14 protein-coding genes are annotated in these 14213 nt (G+C 46.4%); 11 read left to right on the forward strand and 3 right to left on the reverse strand.

The window, feature by feature from the left end:
• Window positions 1–10 precede the first annotated feature (10 nt).
• From LG211_RS04690 to LG211_RS04735, 10 genes are all read left to right on the forward strand, one after another.
• Window positions 11–478, forward strand: a complete 468-nt coding sequence (locus LG211_RS04690) for a GTP pyrophosphokinase (RefSeq protein WP_253019592.1) — start codon at window positions 11–13, stop codon at window positions 476–478.
• Between the two features lie 86 nt (window positions 479–564).
• Window positions 565–1326: a TraX family protein gene (locus LG211_RS04695; RefSeq protein WP_269477065.1), complete on the forward strand. Its 762-nt coding sequence runs from the start codon at window positions 565–567 to the stop codon at window positions 1324–1326.
• Window positions 1327–1416: 90 nt separating this feature from the next.
• Window positions 1417–2619: an RtcB family protein gene (locus LG211_RS04700; protein WP_269477066.1), complete on the forward strand. Its 1203-nt coding sequence runs from the start codon at window positions 1417–1419 to the stop codon at window positions 2617–2619.
• Window positions 2620–2799: 180 nt separating this feature from the next.
• Window positions 2800–3009, forward strand: coding sequence for a cold-shock protein (locus LG211_RS04705; protein WP_148394841.1), 210 nt, complete (start codon window positions 2800–2802; stop codon window positions 3007–3009).
• A 62-nt stretch (window positions 3010–3071) separates the two neighbouring features.
• Window positions 3072–3998, forward strand: a complete 927-nt coding sequence (locus LG211_RS04710) for an alpha/beta hydrolase (RefSeq protein WP_253019594.1) — start codon at window positions 3072–3074, stop codon at window positions 3996–3998.
• Entirely contained in the window at window positions 3995–5248 is a 1254-nt protein-coding gene (locus tag LG211_RS04715) for a condensation domain-containing protein (protein WP_148394843.1), read from the forward strand. The genes LG211_RS04710 and LG211_RS04715 overlap by 4 nt, the downstream gene beginning before the upstream one ends.
• Complete coding sequence (locus tag LG211_RS04720) at window positions 5245–5907, forward strand: DUF6320 domain-containing protein (RefSeq protein WP_227755079.1); 663 nt, start codon at window positions 5245–5247, stop codon at window positions 5905–5907. Before LG211_RS04715 ends, LG211_RS04720 begins: the two co-directional genes overlap by 4 nt.
• Before the next feature lie 109 nt (window positions 5908–6016).
• Window positions 6017–7243 (forward strand): serine/threonine transporter SstT, encoded by a 1227-nt coding sequence (gene sstT, locus LG211_RS04725; RefSeq protein ID WP_227755089.1) that lies wholly within the window; start codon window positions 6017–6019, stop codon window positions 7241–7243.
• A 219-nt stretch (window positions 7244–7462) separates the two neighbouring features.
• Entirely contained in the window at window positions 7463–8440 is a 978-nt protein-coding gene (locus LG211_RS04730; RefSeq protein WP_269477067.1) for a collagen-like domain-containing protein, read from the forward strand.
• A gap of 176 nt (window positions 8441–8616) precedes the next feature.
• Window positions 8617–9021, forward strand: a complete 405-nt coding sequence (locus LG211_RS04735) for a secondary thiamine-phosphate synthase enzyme YjbQ (protein ID WP_148394852.1) — start codon at window positions 8617–8619, stop codon at window positions 9019–9021.
• A 113-nt stretch (window positions 9022–9134) separates the two neighbouring features.
• Here LG211_RS04735 and LG211_RS04740 read toward each other — a convergent pair whose 3' ends face one another.
• The gene (locus LG211_RS04740) at window positions 9135–9590 is read right to left on the reverse strand and encodes a MarR family winged helix-turn-helix transcriptional regulator (protein WP_148394854.1); all 456 of its coding nucleotides are present in this window, start codon (window positions 9588–9590) and stop codon (window positions 9135–9137) included.
• Window positions 9591–9733: 143 nt separating this feature from the next.
• On the opposite strand from LG211_RS04740, the gene LG211_RS04745 reads away from it, so the two are divergent.
• A complete protein-coding gene (locus tag LG211_RS04745) occupies window positions 9734–11155 on the forward strand; it encodes a citrate/2-methylcitrate synthase (protein WP_148394856.1) in 1422 nt (473 codons plus the stop codon).
• 88 nt (window positions 11156–11243) lie between these two features.
• Here the strand turns inward: LG211_RS04745 and LG211_RS04750 are convergent, their stop codons facing one another.
• Window positions 11244–11675, reverse strand: coding sequence for a MarR family winged helix-turn-helix transcriptional regulator (locus tag LG211_RS04750; protein WP_148394858.1), 432 nt, complete (start codon window positions 11673–11675; stop codon window positions 11244–11246).
• Window positions 11665–14076, reverse strand: a complete 2412-nt coding sequence (locus LG211_RS04755; protein ID WP_269477068.1) for an MDR family MFS transporter — start codon at window positions 14074–14076, stop codon at window positions 11665–11667. The genes LG211_RS04750 and LG211_RS04755 overlap by 11 nt, the downstream gene beginning before the upstream one ends.
• Window positions 14077–14213: the final 137 nt, after the last annotated feature.

The raw sequence follows: 14213 nt of genomic DNA on the forward strand, positions 1-14213 counted from the left end.
GGAGACAAAGGTGGATATTATTCGAGAGATGTACAAAGACGAAACGATCCGAAAAACAGTGTGCTTTATCTTTGAAGCCCACGAAGGGCAAAGGGATAAAGCTGGCGTACCATACGTTTTTCATCCCCTGCACGTGGCCTCTGCCGTGGGAAAAGACAGAGATTGCATCCTGACAGCGCTTCTCCACGACGTACTGGAAGATACGGACTATACGCAGGAAGATTTAAAGGGGCTTGGCATATCCGATCAAGTCCTGGAGGCCCTGGCGCTGCTGACCCATGATCCTCAGACTCCTTATCCGGAATACATTCAGCGTCTGAAAGATAACCCGATCTGCGCAGCGGTTAAAAAGGCTGATCTGGAGCATAATATGGACCTGGGGAGGCTGAACCAGGTGACAACAGAAGATAAACAGCGGGCAGCAAAATACAGAGAGGCATATCAAATTCTAACTGACGGCCAAGTGACAAAACTGTAAGGTTGGTGCAAGGTGATTCGATTTTATTTTCTGGCAAATCCCTTATACTTAAAAAGGAATCTGCTGAAAATAAAGGAGAACACAACATGAAATTAAATGGTTTTCAAATCAAACTAATCGCATTAGTCTTTATGATTTTGGATCATGTGAACAAGACCTTTTACGGAGTCTTGCCGGCGTGGGTGGAGTTTCTGCCCCGCTTTGTAGCGCCGCTCTTTGTCTATCTGATGATCGAAGGTTTTTTTCATACCCGCAGCCGGAAAAAGTATCAGATTCGGCTGTATGCTGCTGCGGCTGTCATGCTCTGCGGCAATGTAATCATTAACTTTTTTACACACACGACAGACCCTATGACCGGGAAAATGACCTTTTTTTCTCTGATGTCCGGAAATAATATCTTCATGACCCTGGCAGTGCTGTTTTCAATTGTCTGGCTGCTGGATTCCATGCGCCGGACGAAAAAGCTTGCTGCTGCCAAGGGACTGCTGACCCTGGGGCTGATGGCGGCGTGTCTGGTGTGCGAGGGCGGGATTTATTTGCTGCCCATGGCCCTGATCATGTTCCTATGCAAGAATAAAGCCCGTCTGCAATATGTGCTGATCCTGCTGTTTTGCGGAATTCTTCTGGCAAAGGCGATCTTCAGCTACGCAGGCATGACCGATATTTATTCCAGCCTTTATCAGTATCTGACCTTTGACAGTCAATTTATGATGGCAGCTGTCATTCCCTTTATGATGCTGTATGATGGAACCAGGGGATACAACGGACGCTTTGCCAAGGACCTGTTTTATATCATCTACCCGGCCCACCTGTGGCTGCTGATGATCATCGGCAATACGCTGGTTTGATCGATTAAACCGCCGTCAGTTCCTTCGCAACTTTTTTTCCGTGATCAGTGGGATGCGGGCAGGTATACTGTTTTGTGAGAGGAGGGCGACATGATAGAAATAAAAGGATTATACAATAGCGCCTGCGTATACACAGATGAACTGGAGGAAAATGCGTCGTCGCAGATTCGGACGCTCTGCGATCAACCGTTTGTCTCGGAAAGCAGGATACGCATTATGCCGGATGTTCATGCGGGCGCAGGCTGTACTATTGGTACCACCATGACCATCAGCGATAAAATCGTTCCCAATCTGGTGGGCGTGGACATCGGCTGCGGCATGGAAACGATTAAACTGGCCCAGCGGGAGCTGGATTTTGAAAAATTGGACCGGCTGATCCGTGAAAAAATACCGTTCGGGCGTGGGATACGCCAGACTCCGCATCCCTTCAATGACAAGGTCGATCTGGATCAATTGAGATGCAAAGATAAGGTGAGCCTTTACCGGGCAGTAAAAAGTATCGGAACGCTGGGCGGAGGCAATCATTTTATTGAAGTGGATAAGGACCAAGAGGGCAGCCTCTATCTGGTGATCCATTCCGGCAGCCGCCATATCGGCAAAGAAACGGCCCAATATTACCAAAAGGAAGCTGTAAAGCAGCTTTCCGGCAATACGAAGCGCGATGTGGATGCCTTAATCACAAAACTAAAAGAAGCGGGCAGACAGGAAGAGATTTCCTGGGAAATAAAGAAGCTGCGGCAGCAGACCCAGACCCAAGTTCCCTATACACTTTGTTATGTGACCGATTATCTCTTTGACGACTACATGAACGACATGGGGATTCTGCAAAGGTTCGCAGACCTGAACCGCCGGGCCATGGCCAGCGAAATTTTGGAGGGTATGGGGCTGACACCAGTGGAATCTTTTACTACGATTCATAATTATATCGACCTAGAGAGCCGGATTTTGCGCAAAGGGGCCGTATCTGCCAAGGCGGAAGAGACCTTTCTCATTCCCCTCAACATGCGGGATGGAAGCCTGATCTGCATTGGAAAAGGAAATGAAGAATGGAACTTTTCAGCGCCCCACGGCGCAGGACGGCTCATGAGCAGAAAAGATGCCCGCCAAGGGCTCTCGATGGAAGAGTTTGAAGCGCAAATGAAAGGCATCTATACCACCTGCGTCAATGGGGATACATTGGATGAAAGTCCGATGGCTTACAAGGGAATGGAAGAAATTATACGAAATATTGGGCCCACAGCCCAAGTGAAACAAAGAATCAGGCCGGTGTACAATTTTAAAGCTCAAGAGTAGAATTTTATTTGTAAACGCAAAAAAATATTGACACACTGTCTGCCGGATGCTATACTAAAGAAGTATTAAATGGATAACAGTGATTAACGTATAGTTTCGAGGTTTTTCTGTTGAAATGCCTAGGAACTATATTTTATTATATGAGATCTATGCGATATAATAAAAATAGGAGGTACCACTATGCATACAGGTACAGTAAAATGGTTTAACGAAGACAAAGGATTTGGATTTATCACAAACAACGAAGGCGGCGAAGATTTATTCGTACATTTTTCCGCAATCGTGGGAGAAGGATTCAAGACACTGAAAGAAGGACAGCAGGTTACGTTCGATATCGAACAGGACCCGCAGCGCAACAAGTTTAGAGCTGCTAACGTTTGCGCGGCATAGTTTTTCAAATCAGAGAGCTGCTTTCTTTTTAGGAAGCGGCTTTTTTGTTAGGAGGAGAAAATTTGGCAATCAATAAGTGGATGAAGGCGGCGCTGAAGGCGCTAACCTATTCCGAGCCGGACTTAAAAAAGAATTACAAGCTTTATCGGGCGGTCAACAACGTGGTGGTTACCCCGGTTAAAGGCATTTACAAGATGAACGATTATAAGATTCGACTGCGGGGGGCAGAAATCCCTGTGCGTATATTCACCCCCAAAGAACGCACGTCGGATGAAGCCTTTCTCTTCTTTCATGGGGGAGGATGGGTCACCGGCAACATCGACTCATATACCAAACCGTGCGCTTCCCTGGCCAATGCCACCGGAAGGCGGGTTTTGTCCGTGGATTACCGGCTGGCACCGGAGCATCCGTTTCCGTGCGGGCTCAACGACTGTTATCAGGCAGCGCGGACGATTTTTAAAAACAGCGGCGCATTTGAGCTGGAGAAAAAAGACATAATTTTAATGGGCGACAGCGCCGGCGGCAATTTGGCCGCTTGTGTCAGTCTGCTGGCCAGAAACAGAGGTGATTTTGCGGTAAAGCGGCAAATCCTCCTTTATCCGGCCACTGGCAATGACCACAGCGATGATTCGGAATTTTTGTCTGTCCGCCGCTTCGGCAAAGAATACCTCTTGACCTCAAAGCGGATACGTGATTATATAGATTTATACTTACCAGATAAACATGATTTGAACAACCCGTATTTTGCGCCTCTATTGGCTGAAGATTTGACCAGGCAGCCGCAGACGATGATCATAACGGCTGAATACGATCCCTTGAGGGATGAGGGCGAAGCATATGGAAAGAAGCTAAGAGAACAGGGTAATCAAGTCGTCATTCACAGAATGAAGGATGCGCTTCACGGCTTTTTCACATTGCCGCAGCGGTTTGTTCATGTCAAGAAAACCTATCAGATGATCGAAGATTTTTTGTTAGAGGAGAAAGAATGAAAAATAATTGGACCTCATTGGACAATGCCGCCAAAATCTTTCCGGCAGGTGTCCATAAAACAGAAACCCAGGTCTTTCGTTTTTCATGCGAGCTGCGGGAACCTGTGAAAGAAGGGTGCCTTCAGATGGCACTGGAGCAAACTTTGGAACTGTTTCCCACATACCAGGTTGTGCTCAAACGCGGTTTCTTTTGGTATTATCTTGAGGAGAGCCAGATCCGTCCCATTGCGGAGCCGGAGGTTCATAAGCTGTGCAAGGATATGGGATGTACCAATACGCAAAAGCTTCTTTTTGAAGTGACCCACTTTAAAAATCGAATTAATTTGGAAATCTATCATGTGCTTTCTGATGGAACCAGCGCTATGGAGTTCCTGAAGGTTTTAGTGGTTAAGTACTTGTGCAGCGTGCATCATTTGAATGAACCCGTGTCCGATCGGGATGCATCTTACAGCCAGAGCCGTGATGACAGCTACAACCGTTATTATTCAGGAGAAAAACAAAAACGGGAGAAGCAAGTGCCGGCTTGCAGAATACAGGGCGGGAGGTACGGCGAATCGATCCTGCGAAATATTACCGGGCAGACATCTGCCAAGGCGGTGAAATCGCTGGCAAAAGAGCACCAGGCTACGATCACAATTTTTTTGACCGCATGCCTGATCTGTGCCATTGGCGAACATGTTTCCCGAAAAGAAAAAAAGAGACCGATCGTTCTCTCGGTTCCAGTCAACCTGCGCAATTATTTTCCTTCTGTTTCCGCAAGAAACTTTTTTGGAACCATTACCGTCTCCTATGATTGGAGCCAAGGGGGAGGTGAATTTTCACATGTGCTGAAAAAAGTGGAGCGGGACTTTCAAGAAAAGCTGACGGAAGAGTATCTTTCCCGGCAGGTAGATTCTTATGGTACGCCGGCCAATAATCGTTTTGCAAAGATCGCGCCTTTGTTTTTAAAGAATTTAGTCTTAAAAGGCGTCTACAGGAAAAATATGAAAAGTGTGACTGCGACGATATCCAATGTGGGTAAAATGGAACTTCCGCCGGAAATGGAACCATACATTCGTTCCTTTGATGTGTGTGCTTCCACCAATAAATTTCAGGCGTGTATCTGTTCTTTCGGAGACAAGCTCAGTATCAGCTGCACAAATCCTCATATCAGTACGGATATTGAACGGAGTTTTTTCCGTATGCTGACGGCCCAAGGAGTGCCAGTAGAAATCATGTCTAATTTAACCGGGGAGGAGGATGACATATGAAATATTGCGATAAATGCAAGGTGACGGTCCGCGGCGATGTTAAGTGCTGTCCGCTGTGTCAGAGGACGTTAAGCGGTCAGGCCGAGGAAAGCATGCTGTATCCGAAAGTTCGCACCATGTACAGACAGTATCGGGAGTTTTTTAAAGTGTTGATCTTTTCTACGGTGGTAGCCGCTGTCGCAGCCTGCGCGGTCAATTTGATCCTTCCCTGGACCGGCCATTGGGCACTGTTTGTTGTGATTGGTATTGCCGGCTTGTGGGTGAGTATGTATTTTGCTGTGCATCAAAGAAACAGCCTTCCTAAAAATATTACCTACCAGGCCATTTTTATTTCTGTATTCAGCGTGATCTGGGACTTGGTGACCCATTGGCACGGATGGTCCGTTACATTTGCCATACCGTGTACTTTTGCAGTGGCGATCATTTCCATGACCGTTCTTGCCAAGCTGATGAAAATTCCGGCGGGCGAATATTTGATTTGTTTGTTCATCGATATCATTTTTGGCTTTATCCCGATTATTTTCTATGTAGTGGGAATGCTTCAAGTAAAAATACCTTCAATTATTTGTATTTCCTGCAGTATTATTTCTTTGGCAGGGATTATTATTTTCCAGGGAAAAGAAATAAGGCTGGAATTAGTTAGAAGATTTCATCTATAAAGACATATTTTATTTGACATTTTTCGATGATCCGTTAAACTAATATATGGCGGCCTTAAACAAAATGGCTGTGTCGGCAATTTTAGTTTATATAGTAAAGAGAAGGGTTATCATGAGTATTATTAGAACATGGAACAGCATTAGTCTGGTAAAGCGGATTATTGCAGGATTAATTGTAGGAATTATTTTAGGTTTGATTGTCCCCAAAGTGGTCGTAATCGGTATCTTGGGAGAGTTGTTCGTTGGTGCCTTGAAAGCGCTGGCGCCGCTTTTGGTGTTTTTCCTCGTTATGCATGCACTGTGCAGGCATCAGAAGGGAAACAGCAGCAATATGGGCAGGATCATCGTGCTCTATCTGATCGGTACGCTGCTGGCGTCGTTTACTGCAGTGGTCGCAAGTTTTTTGTTCCCGTCAACGGTGGTTTTGCCGGCCGGCGCTGAGGCAGCCGCGCCCGGAGGCATTGCTGAAATCCTGAAAAACCTGCTGCTGAATGCGGTGAGCAATCCCATCGGCGCCATCGTGGATGCAAACTATATCGGCGTACTGGTTTGGGCGGTTATTTTCGGACTGGCCCTCCGTGCAGCCTCCGATCAAACGAAAAACGTTCTTGAGAACATTTCGGATGCGTTATCGACGGCTATTCGCTGGGTGATAAACTGTGCGCCTTTTGGTATTTTGGGACTGGTTTTCACGACTATTTCCACTACTGGAATCAAGGCGTTCGCTTCCTATGGTCATATTATACTGGTTTTAGTGGGATGTATGTTCTTTGTCGCCTTCATTGTCAATCCCATCATTGTGTTCTTAAATATCCGGCAGAATCCATATCCGCTGGTTGTGAAATGTATTAAGGACAGTGGGATCATGGCTTTCTTCACAAGAAGTTCTGCCGCCAACATTCCGGTGAACATGTCTCTGTGTGAAGAACTGGGCCTGGATGAGGAAAAGTATTCGGTTTCTATTCCTTTGGGCGCGACGATCAATATGGCAGGCGCCGCCATCACGATTAACGTACTGACACTGGCCGCGGCCAACACTTTGGACGTTCAAGTGGATTTTGCGACTGCTTTGCTTTTAAGCCTGGTGGCTTCGGTAGCCGCCTGCGGAACATCGGGTGTTGCGGGCGGTTCGCTTTTGCTGATCCCTCTGGCATGCAGTCTGTTCGGTATTTCTAATGATATCGCTATGCAGGTTGTGGGGGTTGGATTTATTATAGGCGTTATTCAGGACTCCTGTGAGACTGCCCTTAATTCTTCTTCCGATGCGCTCTTCACTGCTACGGCTGAGTTCAGAAACTGGAAAAAAGAAGGAAAATCTGTATCTATAAAGCTCTAAGATGTGAGCCGGATCAAGCATCCATCCCAAAGCTGTTTTTTTAAAGGTTAAGCCCTCTCAAATTGGATTTGAAGCAGGGCTTTTTTCTTTTCTTCAAGATAAGGACCTCTTATACATCATATACCTTGCAATGCGCATAGCATTTCAAATTGACTAGCATACACCATTTGCGCGCTTATTCATAGAATAAAGTATTCACAAAAAAGGAGAGATTATTTTATGGATAAGCATATTATTGACAGTCGCGATTGTGGTAAGGGAATGAATTCCTGCCAGAGCTGTCAGCCTTGCTGCCCAAGGCCATCGGGCATCACAGGTCCAACGGGCCCAATTGGTCCGACAGGTCCTGCGGGAGAACGGGGGGCTACCGGTCCAACGGGCCCGCAGGGACCAATGGGGGCCCAAGGCCCAATGGGAGTTGCAGGAGAAAGAGGGATTGCAGGAGCCACTGGACCGACCGGACCGACAGGAGCCACTGGTTCGATCGGACCGACAGGAGCTGCTGGGCCAGCCGGAGTGACAGGAGCCACTGGTTCGATCGGACCGACAGGAGCTGCCGGGCCAGCCGGAGTGACAGGAGCCACTGGTTCGACCGGACCGACAGGAGCTGCCGGGCCAGCCGGAGTGACGGGAGCCACTGGACCGACCGGACCGACAGGAGCTGCCGGGCCAGCCGGAGTGACGGGAGCCACTGGTTCGATCGGACCGACAGGAGCTGCCGGGCCAGCCGGAGTGACAGGAGCCACTGGACCGACCGGACCGACAGGAGCTGCCGGCCCAACCGGCCCAACCGGTATTACCACACAGGCATTTGCCTCATATGCCAATTATGGCGAGCGCTATGTAGATGCTGCGCAAATCCCGCTTTATCCGGTGATAACTGATACAACAGGAAATATTACAGAAGCTTCACAAACGGCAATTACGCTTAATCCTGGGTACTATCATATCACGTTTCAGGTAAGTATGCTCCTTGCAACACCGGGTTATGCTCAGATCACCCCCTTCTACGATGGCGCGCCGCATATCGAATTTGGCATTTATGCTAAGACGGGGGACAATAACGTGACGGCCGCCGGTTCGACGACCGTGATTGTTGGTATAACCAGTCGTTCGAATTTTTCACTCACGTTTAATTCGCCGGTTACCAATTCGGAGGCACAGCTGACTTTATCCATTGTCAAGATGGAGCGATAGTCGAATCGTGTAAAGAATCATTTTCAGCATAGGAACAAATAAATCCTCTCATGATTATTCTTATGGTCGTGAGGGGATTTTTCGTTTGTACTGCCATGTTGCTGCCGATCTTTTCTTATTGTAGAATACAATGGATTTCTGGTATAATACATCTAATAAGAAGGGAGGCTAACCTTATGTATCTCTATCAACATAAAATCGATACCGGGAAATCCCAGCAAATGATAAAGGTCACTGGAATGGTACAGGAAGATATTCAAAAAAGCGGTATAAAAGAGGGAATTGCCGTAGTCTTTTCTCCCCATACCACCGCAGGCTTTACCATTAATGAAAATGCAGATCCGGATGTGGTGTCCGATATGCTTTATAGTCTTGAAAAAACTTTTCCCGCCCAGGACCAGCAATATCGCCATGCAGAGGGAAACTCCCATGCGCATATCAAAACAACCGTATGCGGACCTTCACAAGTGCTGATCATCCATGAAGGTGCTATTGTTTTCGGAATCTGGCAGGATTTATATTTCTGTGATTTCGATGGACCAAGACACAGATCATTTTATGTGAAGATCATAAAGGGGTAGCAGTATGACTCGGATGGTCCCATCCTTTTGCAAAGCAGATGAACGGGTGGTAATAATCTTTCCTAATGAAAAAAAGTCCCGGACCTTGGACTTTTTGATCCAATGCCGGGCCTTTATGTTTCAATTAGTTTATTTAACGTTTCCGAGATGTTTTTTAATGAAGATAGAAAGGTGCGCAGTTCGTCGTCACTGAGTTTATTAAAGGAGGATAGCAGCAGGTCCAGATAAGTTTCTTTAATATGAGCCAGATACCTGCGTCCGTCATCGGTCAGAGCCATGTTGATCTGACGCCGGTTGAGCTCGTTGGTATCCCTGCTGATCAACTGTCTGCGGACCAGAGGGGATACGGCTCTGGAAGCCTGTTCTCTGGATGTGCTGATTTTTTCCGATAATTCACTCATAGTGATACCCGGATAGCGGCTGAGAGCAACTATGACCATTAGCTGCGTCTTTGTGAGATGATATTGCCGAATATCGAGGAAATTATTGAAGCACTGATTGTAATTAAGAAGAAGTCCCAGAAGAGACATAATAATCTGTTCTTTCTCCACTTTTTCAGCATGATTCATGGCAGTATCCAATCCTTTCAGTCCTAATTACTGTTTTCAGTATATACTATCCCGTGACATATGTCAAATAATGATTACAATCAACAATTGACAAAAGTTACATAAATGGTATAATGTCCATATAAAAAGGAGGTAGGCTTTGTATGAAGAAAATCGATGAGTATATGAAAGAACGTTCCAAGCTGTGTAAAGAGAATGATTTTATCAGCGGCGACCTGTTCCATGACCACCATGTTAATAGAGGCCTGCGGGATAAAAACGGGATTGGAGTGCTAACCGGGCTCACTTCCATATCGCGCATAGAGTCGTATAAAGAATATATGGGTCATAAAGTACCTTGCAAGGGCAAACTGTTTTATCGGGGATACGATATCGTAGATCTGGTCAAGGGACCAATTCATGAGGAACGCTATGGATTCGAAGAAATGGCGTATCTGCTGATCTTTGGAGAACTGCCTACGGAAGATGAATTGGTTGAATTTCAGGAGGCTGTAGGAACTATGAGGCGGCTGCCTACCAATTTTGTACGTGATGTGATCATGAAAGCGCCGGGAAAAGACATCATGAACATTATGACAAAGAGCGTGCTCACACTCTCGTCTTATGATCCCAACGCCTCGGATCTTTCCATCGAAAATGTTCTCCAGCAGTGTCTAATGCTGATTGGTGTCTTTCCGATGCTGGCTGTTTATGGATACCATGCTTACAATCATTATGAGCAGGATGACAGTATGTATATTCACCGCCCGGATCCAGCCCTTTCAACCGCGGAGAACATCTTGCGGCTGCTGCGCCCTGACATGAAATATACTGAGCTGGAAGCGCATGTGTTGGATATCGCATTGATGCTTCACATGGAGCATGGCGGCGGCAATAATTCCACCTTTACCACTAGAGTTGTGACATCCGCGGGCTCAGACACCTATGCGGTCATTGCGGCGGCGTTATGCTCGCTGAAAGGACCCAAACACGGTGGAGCAAACATCAAAGTTGTGGAAATGATGCAAGATTTAAAAGAGACCGTAAAGGATACGTCTGATAAAGAAAAGATTAAAAGATATTTGGAAGATGTGGTTGATAAAAAGGCGTTCGATGAGCGGGGATTGATCTACGGTATGGGACATGCTATTTACAGCGTATCCGATCCACGGGCAGAGATATTTAAAGGCTTTGTAAAGGATCTGGCAGAGGCTAAAGGGTATCAAGAGGAATTTGCGCTGTATTCGGCTGTAGAAGAGCTGGCGCCCCAGGTGATCGCAGATAAACGAAAGATTTACAAAGGGGTCAGCGCCAATGTGGATTTTTACAGCGGCCTTGTTTATCGCATGCTGGATATTCCGCTGGAACTGTACACACCCATCTTTGCCATTGCCAGAGTCGTAGGCTGGAGTGCCCACCGCATTGAGGAACTGATTAATGTGGACAAGATCATTCGACCGTCCTATATGAGCGTAGGCGAAAATCGAATTTATAAACCGATTTCAAGGAGAAATGTGATCGAACTTGCGGGAAGCGATCCTTCCAAATACCGATTAGAAGAAAACTTTGACCATCCAAAGAAATGATATGGAGGTTAACTGAAGAAAAAAGAGTCTGAGCACGAGCAAATTTCGAGCTCAGACCCTTTTTGATGAGGATCAAAAATAATTTCCGTTAAAGATGTTCAATATTGCTCTGGAGCCGGATCATAATGTTTAGCAGCGCTTCACTGTCTTCCAGACTGAAGCCGTTGAAAGCGATTGCACACCACTCGTTGAGCGCTGCAAGAACCTGAGGTTTGACTTGGCGGCCTTTCTTGGTCAGTACAAAGATCCATGACCGGCCGTCGTCAGGGTTTTTGCGGCGCATCAAAAACTCATGTTTCTCCAGAGACTGCATGGTACGCGTCATGACACTTTTGTCATAATGAACTCCTTCAAGGAGTTGATCCTGGCTCTGACCATCCTTTTCGTACAGCAGCATCAGCACCATCGCTTCGGCCATATTCAGCTCTGCGGGAGCGAGGGCTTTTTTCATAAAAGTTCGAAACTGTTTTCCATAGGCCATCATCAAACGGCCGATTTCTGAATAAAGCTTACCGTTCATCTCGTCTTCTCCTGTCTCGATAAAGTAAAAGCAGCAAAAGTCCTATGGCAGAGGCGACTGCTACAGTCGCGTAAATCTGCCGGAAACCTTGATTGAGTACTTCTTGGAAGGTACTTTCTATTTTAGCAGAAGATGCGTCAATTTGCTTCAAATAATTTTTCAGAGCAGTATCAAAGGCGCCGGGAACGGCTGCTTTCATAGTATCCATCTTTTTTAGCGTTTCCTGAGCTTCCTTTTTTCCTTGTCGGATCCCGGCAAGACCTTGCTTCAGTTTGTTCCTGCTTGTTTTTGTTTCCTGTAACTTGGCAGTTGTCTGGTTGATTCCGCTTTTTATACCATCGATGCCGGAAGCAATTTTTTTAATTCCAGTACTTAGGTCGGAAGATTTTTTCTTCATCGTCGATATGTTGGTTGTACAGGCAGATATGGCTTTGTCCAGTTGACTGAGGCTGGTCATCTTTTTCAGCTGGGCGACTGCAGGCGGAGCAAGCTGCTGTTTCATTGCGTCCGGGAGCATCTGATCCAAGGTCATGCCTTCCATCTGAGGCATTTTTGACAGTACGGTGCGAACTCCGCTCAGTTGGCCCTTCATCATTCTTTGAAAACCGATTCCGTCTTTGATTCCCGATAATCCTTTTTTCATCTGGGAACGGCTGCTTTTCATTTTTGTCAGCTGGCTTTTTTGTTTCTGAACGGCAGTAGTCATTCCTGCAATACCCTGATCCATACCGGTGATAGCTTTTTCCATGGATGCAATATTTTTGTTCATATTCTTTATGCCGCTTTCAACGCCGTCGGTGCCTTTATCGATGCCTGTATTAATCTTATCTTTGATTTCAGGAGTCATTTGATCAAACATGGTTTTGGCAAAGGTCTTTGTATTGGAGACTATAGTCGTTACATCGGAGTTTTGCATTAGTTCCAGCATATTTTCCGGGATTTTGAAATCGCTTTCCTGATTCATGTCGATCTTAATACTGGTCATAGCAGTCAGGTCCGGCATTCCTTCTATATTCTGTTTCTTCATTTCTTTCTGAAGTTCTGTTGCATAAGGAAGCTGAGGGACTGTAATTTCTTTTGGAAGCAGATCCATGATATCGCCCTGAACGCCCATGCCTGCATGGGATAGAAAGCCTACCATAATGGCCGGCGCAACGACGGTTCCCAAGGAACGTACCAGTGATAGAGTCGCGAGGGCGGAATTGGATTCTGCGGCTTCAGTATGATCCAGCATCATATAGTTGAGGGGCGTTCCCATGGTAAAACCGATACCAAGACCGATCAGAATCAGACTGATGATTACCGTGGCCCAGCCGGGATAGCGGGTCATGACGAAAATCAGAAAGAGTGAACCGGCCAGAGACGACAGAAAGCCGATGGCCAGGATAGGCTTGGCACCCCAGCGATCAATCATTTTGCCGGATACAGGAGCACCGACCCCGGCAAAGATTCCCAGGATAATGACAAAATAGCCGCCGCTGCCCGATTCAACCTTCATAGCATTTTCACAGAGCTGGGGCACGAAGATCAGGCCCATGAGAATAACGCCGGTCATAACAGAGAGGATCAAAGTGACGAGAATATCCTTATTTTTAAAATAGGAAAGGTTCATTACCGGATCTTCTGCCCGCTTCTCCGCCAATATAAAGAGGGGAAGGAGGACTGCGAAAGCTGCTACAAAGGGCCATACGTTCCGGCTTGCTGCGGTACTGATGAATTCAAAGAAATTAATATTTTTCAACCCGTACATCAAACTTAGAATCATGATAACCAGGAGCACGGTTCCTAAACCGTCAATCTTTGTTACAGCTTTTTCCTTTGTGTTAGGGAGGGAAACAAACCCGGCAATTAGAATGAATATAGTGATCGGTACATTCACATAAAAGATAAACTGCCAGTTGTCGCTGCCGAATAAATCCAAAATGGCGCTGCCGGCGCTTGCTCCGAATATGTTGGCGATTCCGTAGACACCGCCTACCATGCCCAAAGCCATTCCGCGTTTTTCTTTGGGGAATGTGGTGCCGAATTCAGCAGTAGCTACCGGAACGATGCCGCCGCCGCCAATGGCCTGGATGGCACGGGATATGAGGAGCATGGTGAAGCTGCCCACATCCTGAGATAGTCCGCAGAGGAACGATCCGGCACCGAATAGGAAAATGCTGGCCAGGTAGACATATTTTCTGCCTGCCCGGTCAGCCAGCTTGCCCATGACCGGAATGCTGGCGGCGTATGCCAATGTATAAATGGTGATCATCCAAACGCCGAGATTATCACCGACGCTCAGATTATTCTGAATAACCGTTCTTGCAGGTGTCACGATGCCTGTGTCCAAAGCGCCCATGAAGATGCCAAGCAAGTAAACGGCCATGATCAAACCGTAATGTGTTTTTTTCTCTTTCATAATGGATACCTTTCTATAAACAAATTAGTTGCATTTACAACTAATCCATAGAATATCACAAATTAGTTGTAAATGCAACTAAAAATCAACACATATTCAACACTAAAACAATATGGGATTACATGGGATTGACACGC

The organism is Hominibacterium faecale (assembly GCF_020734085.1).
In the GTDB taxonomy this organism is placed as follows: domain Bacteria; phylum Bacillota; class Clostridia; order Peptostreptococcales; family Anaerovoracaceae; genus Hominibacterium; species Hominibacterium faecale.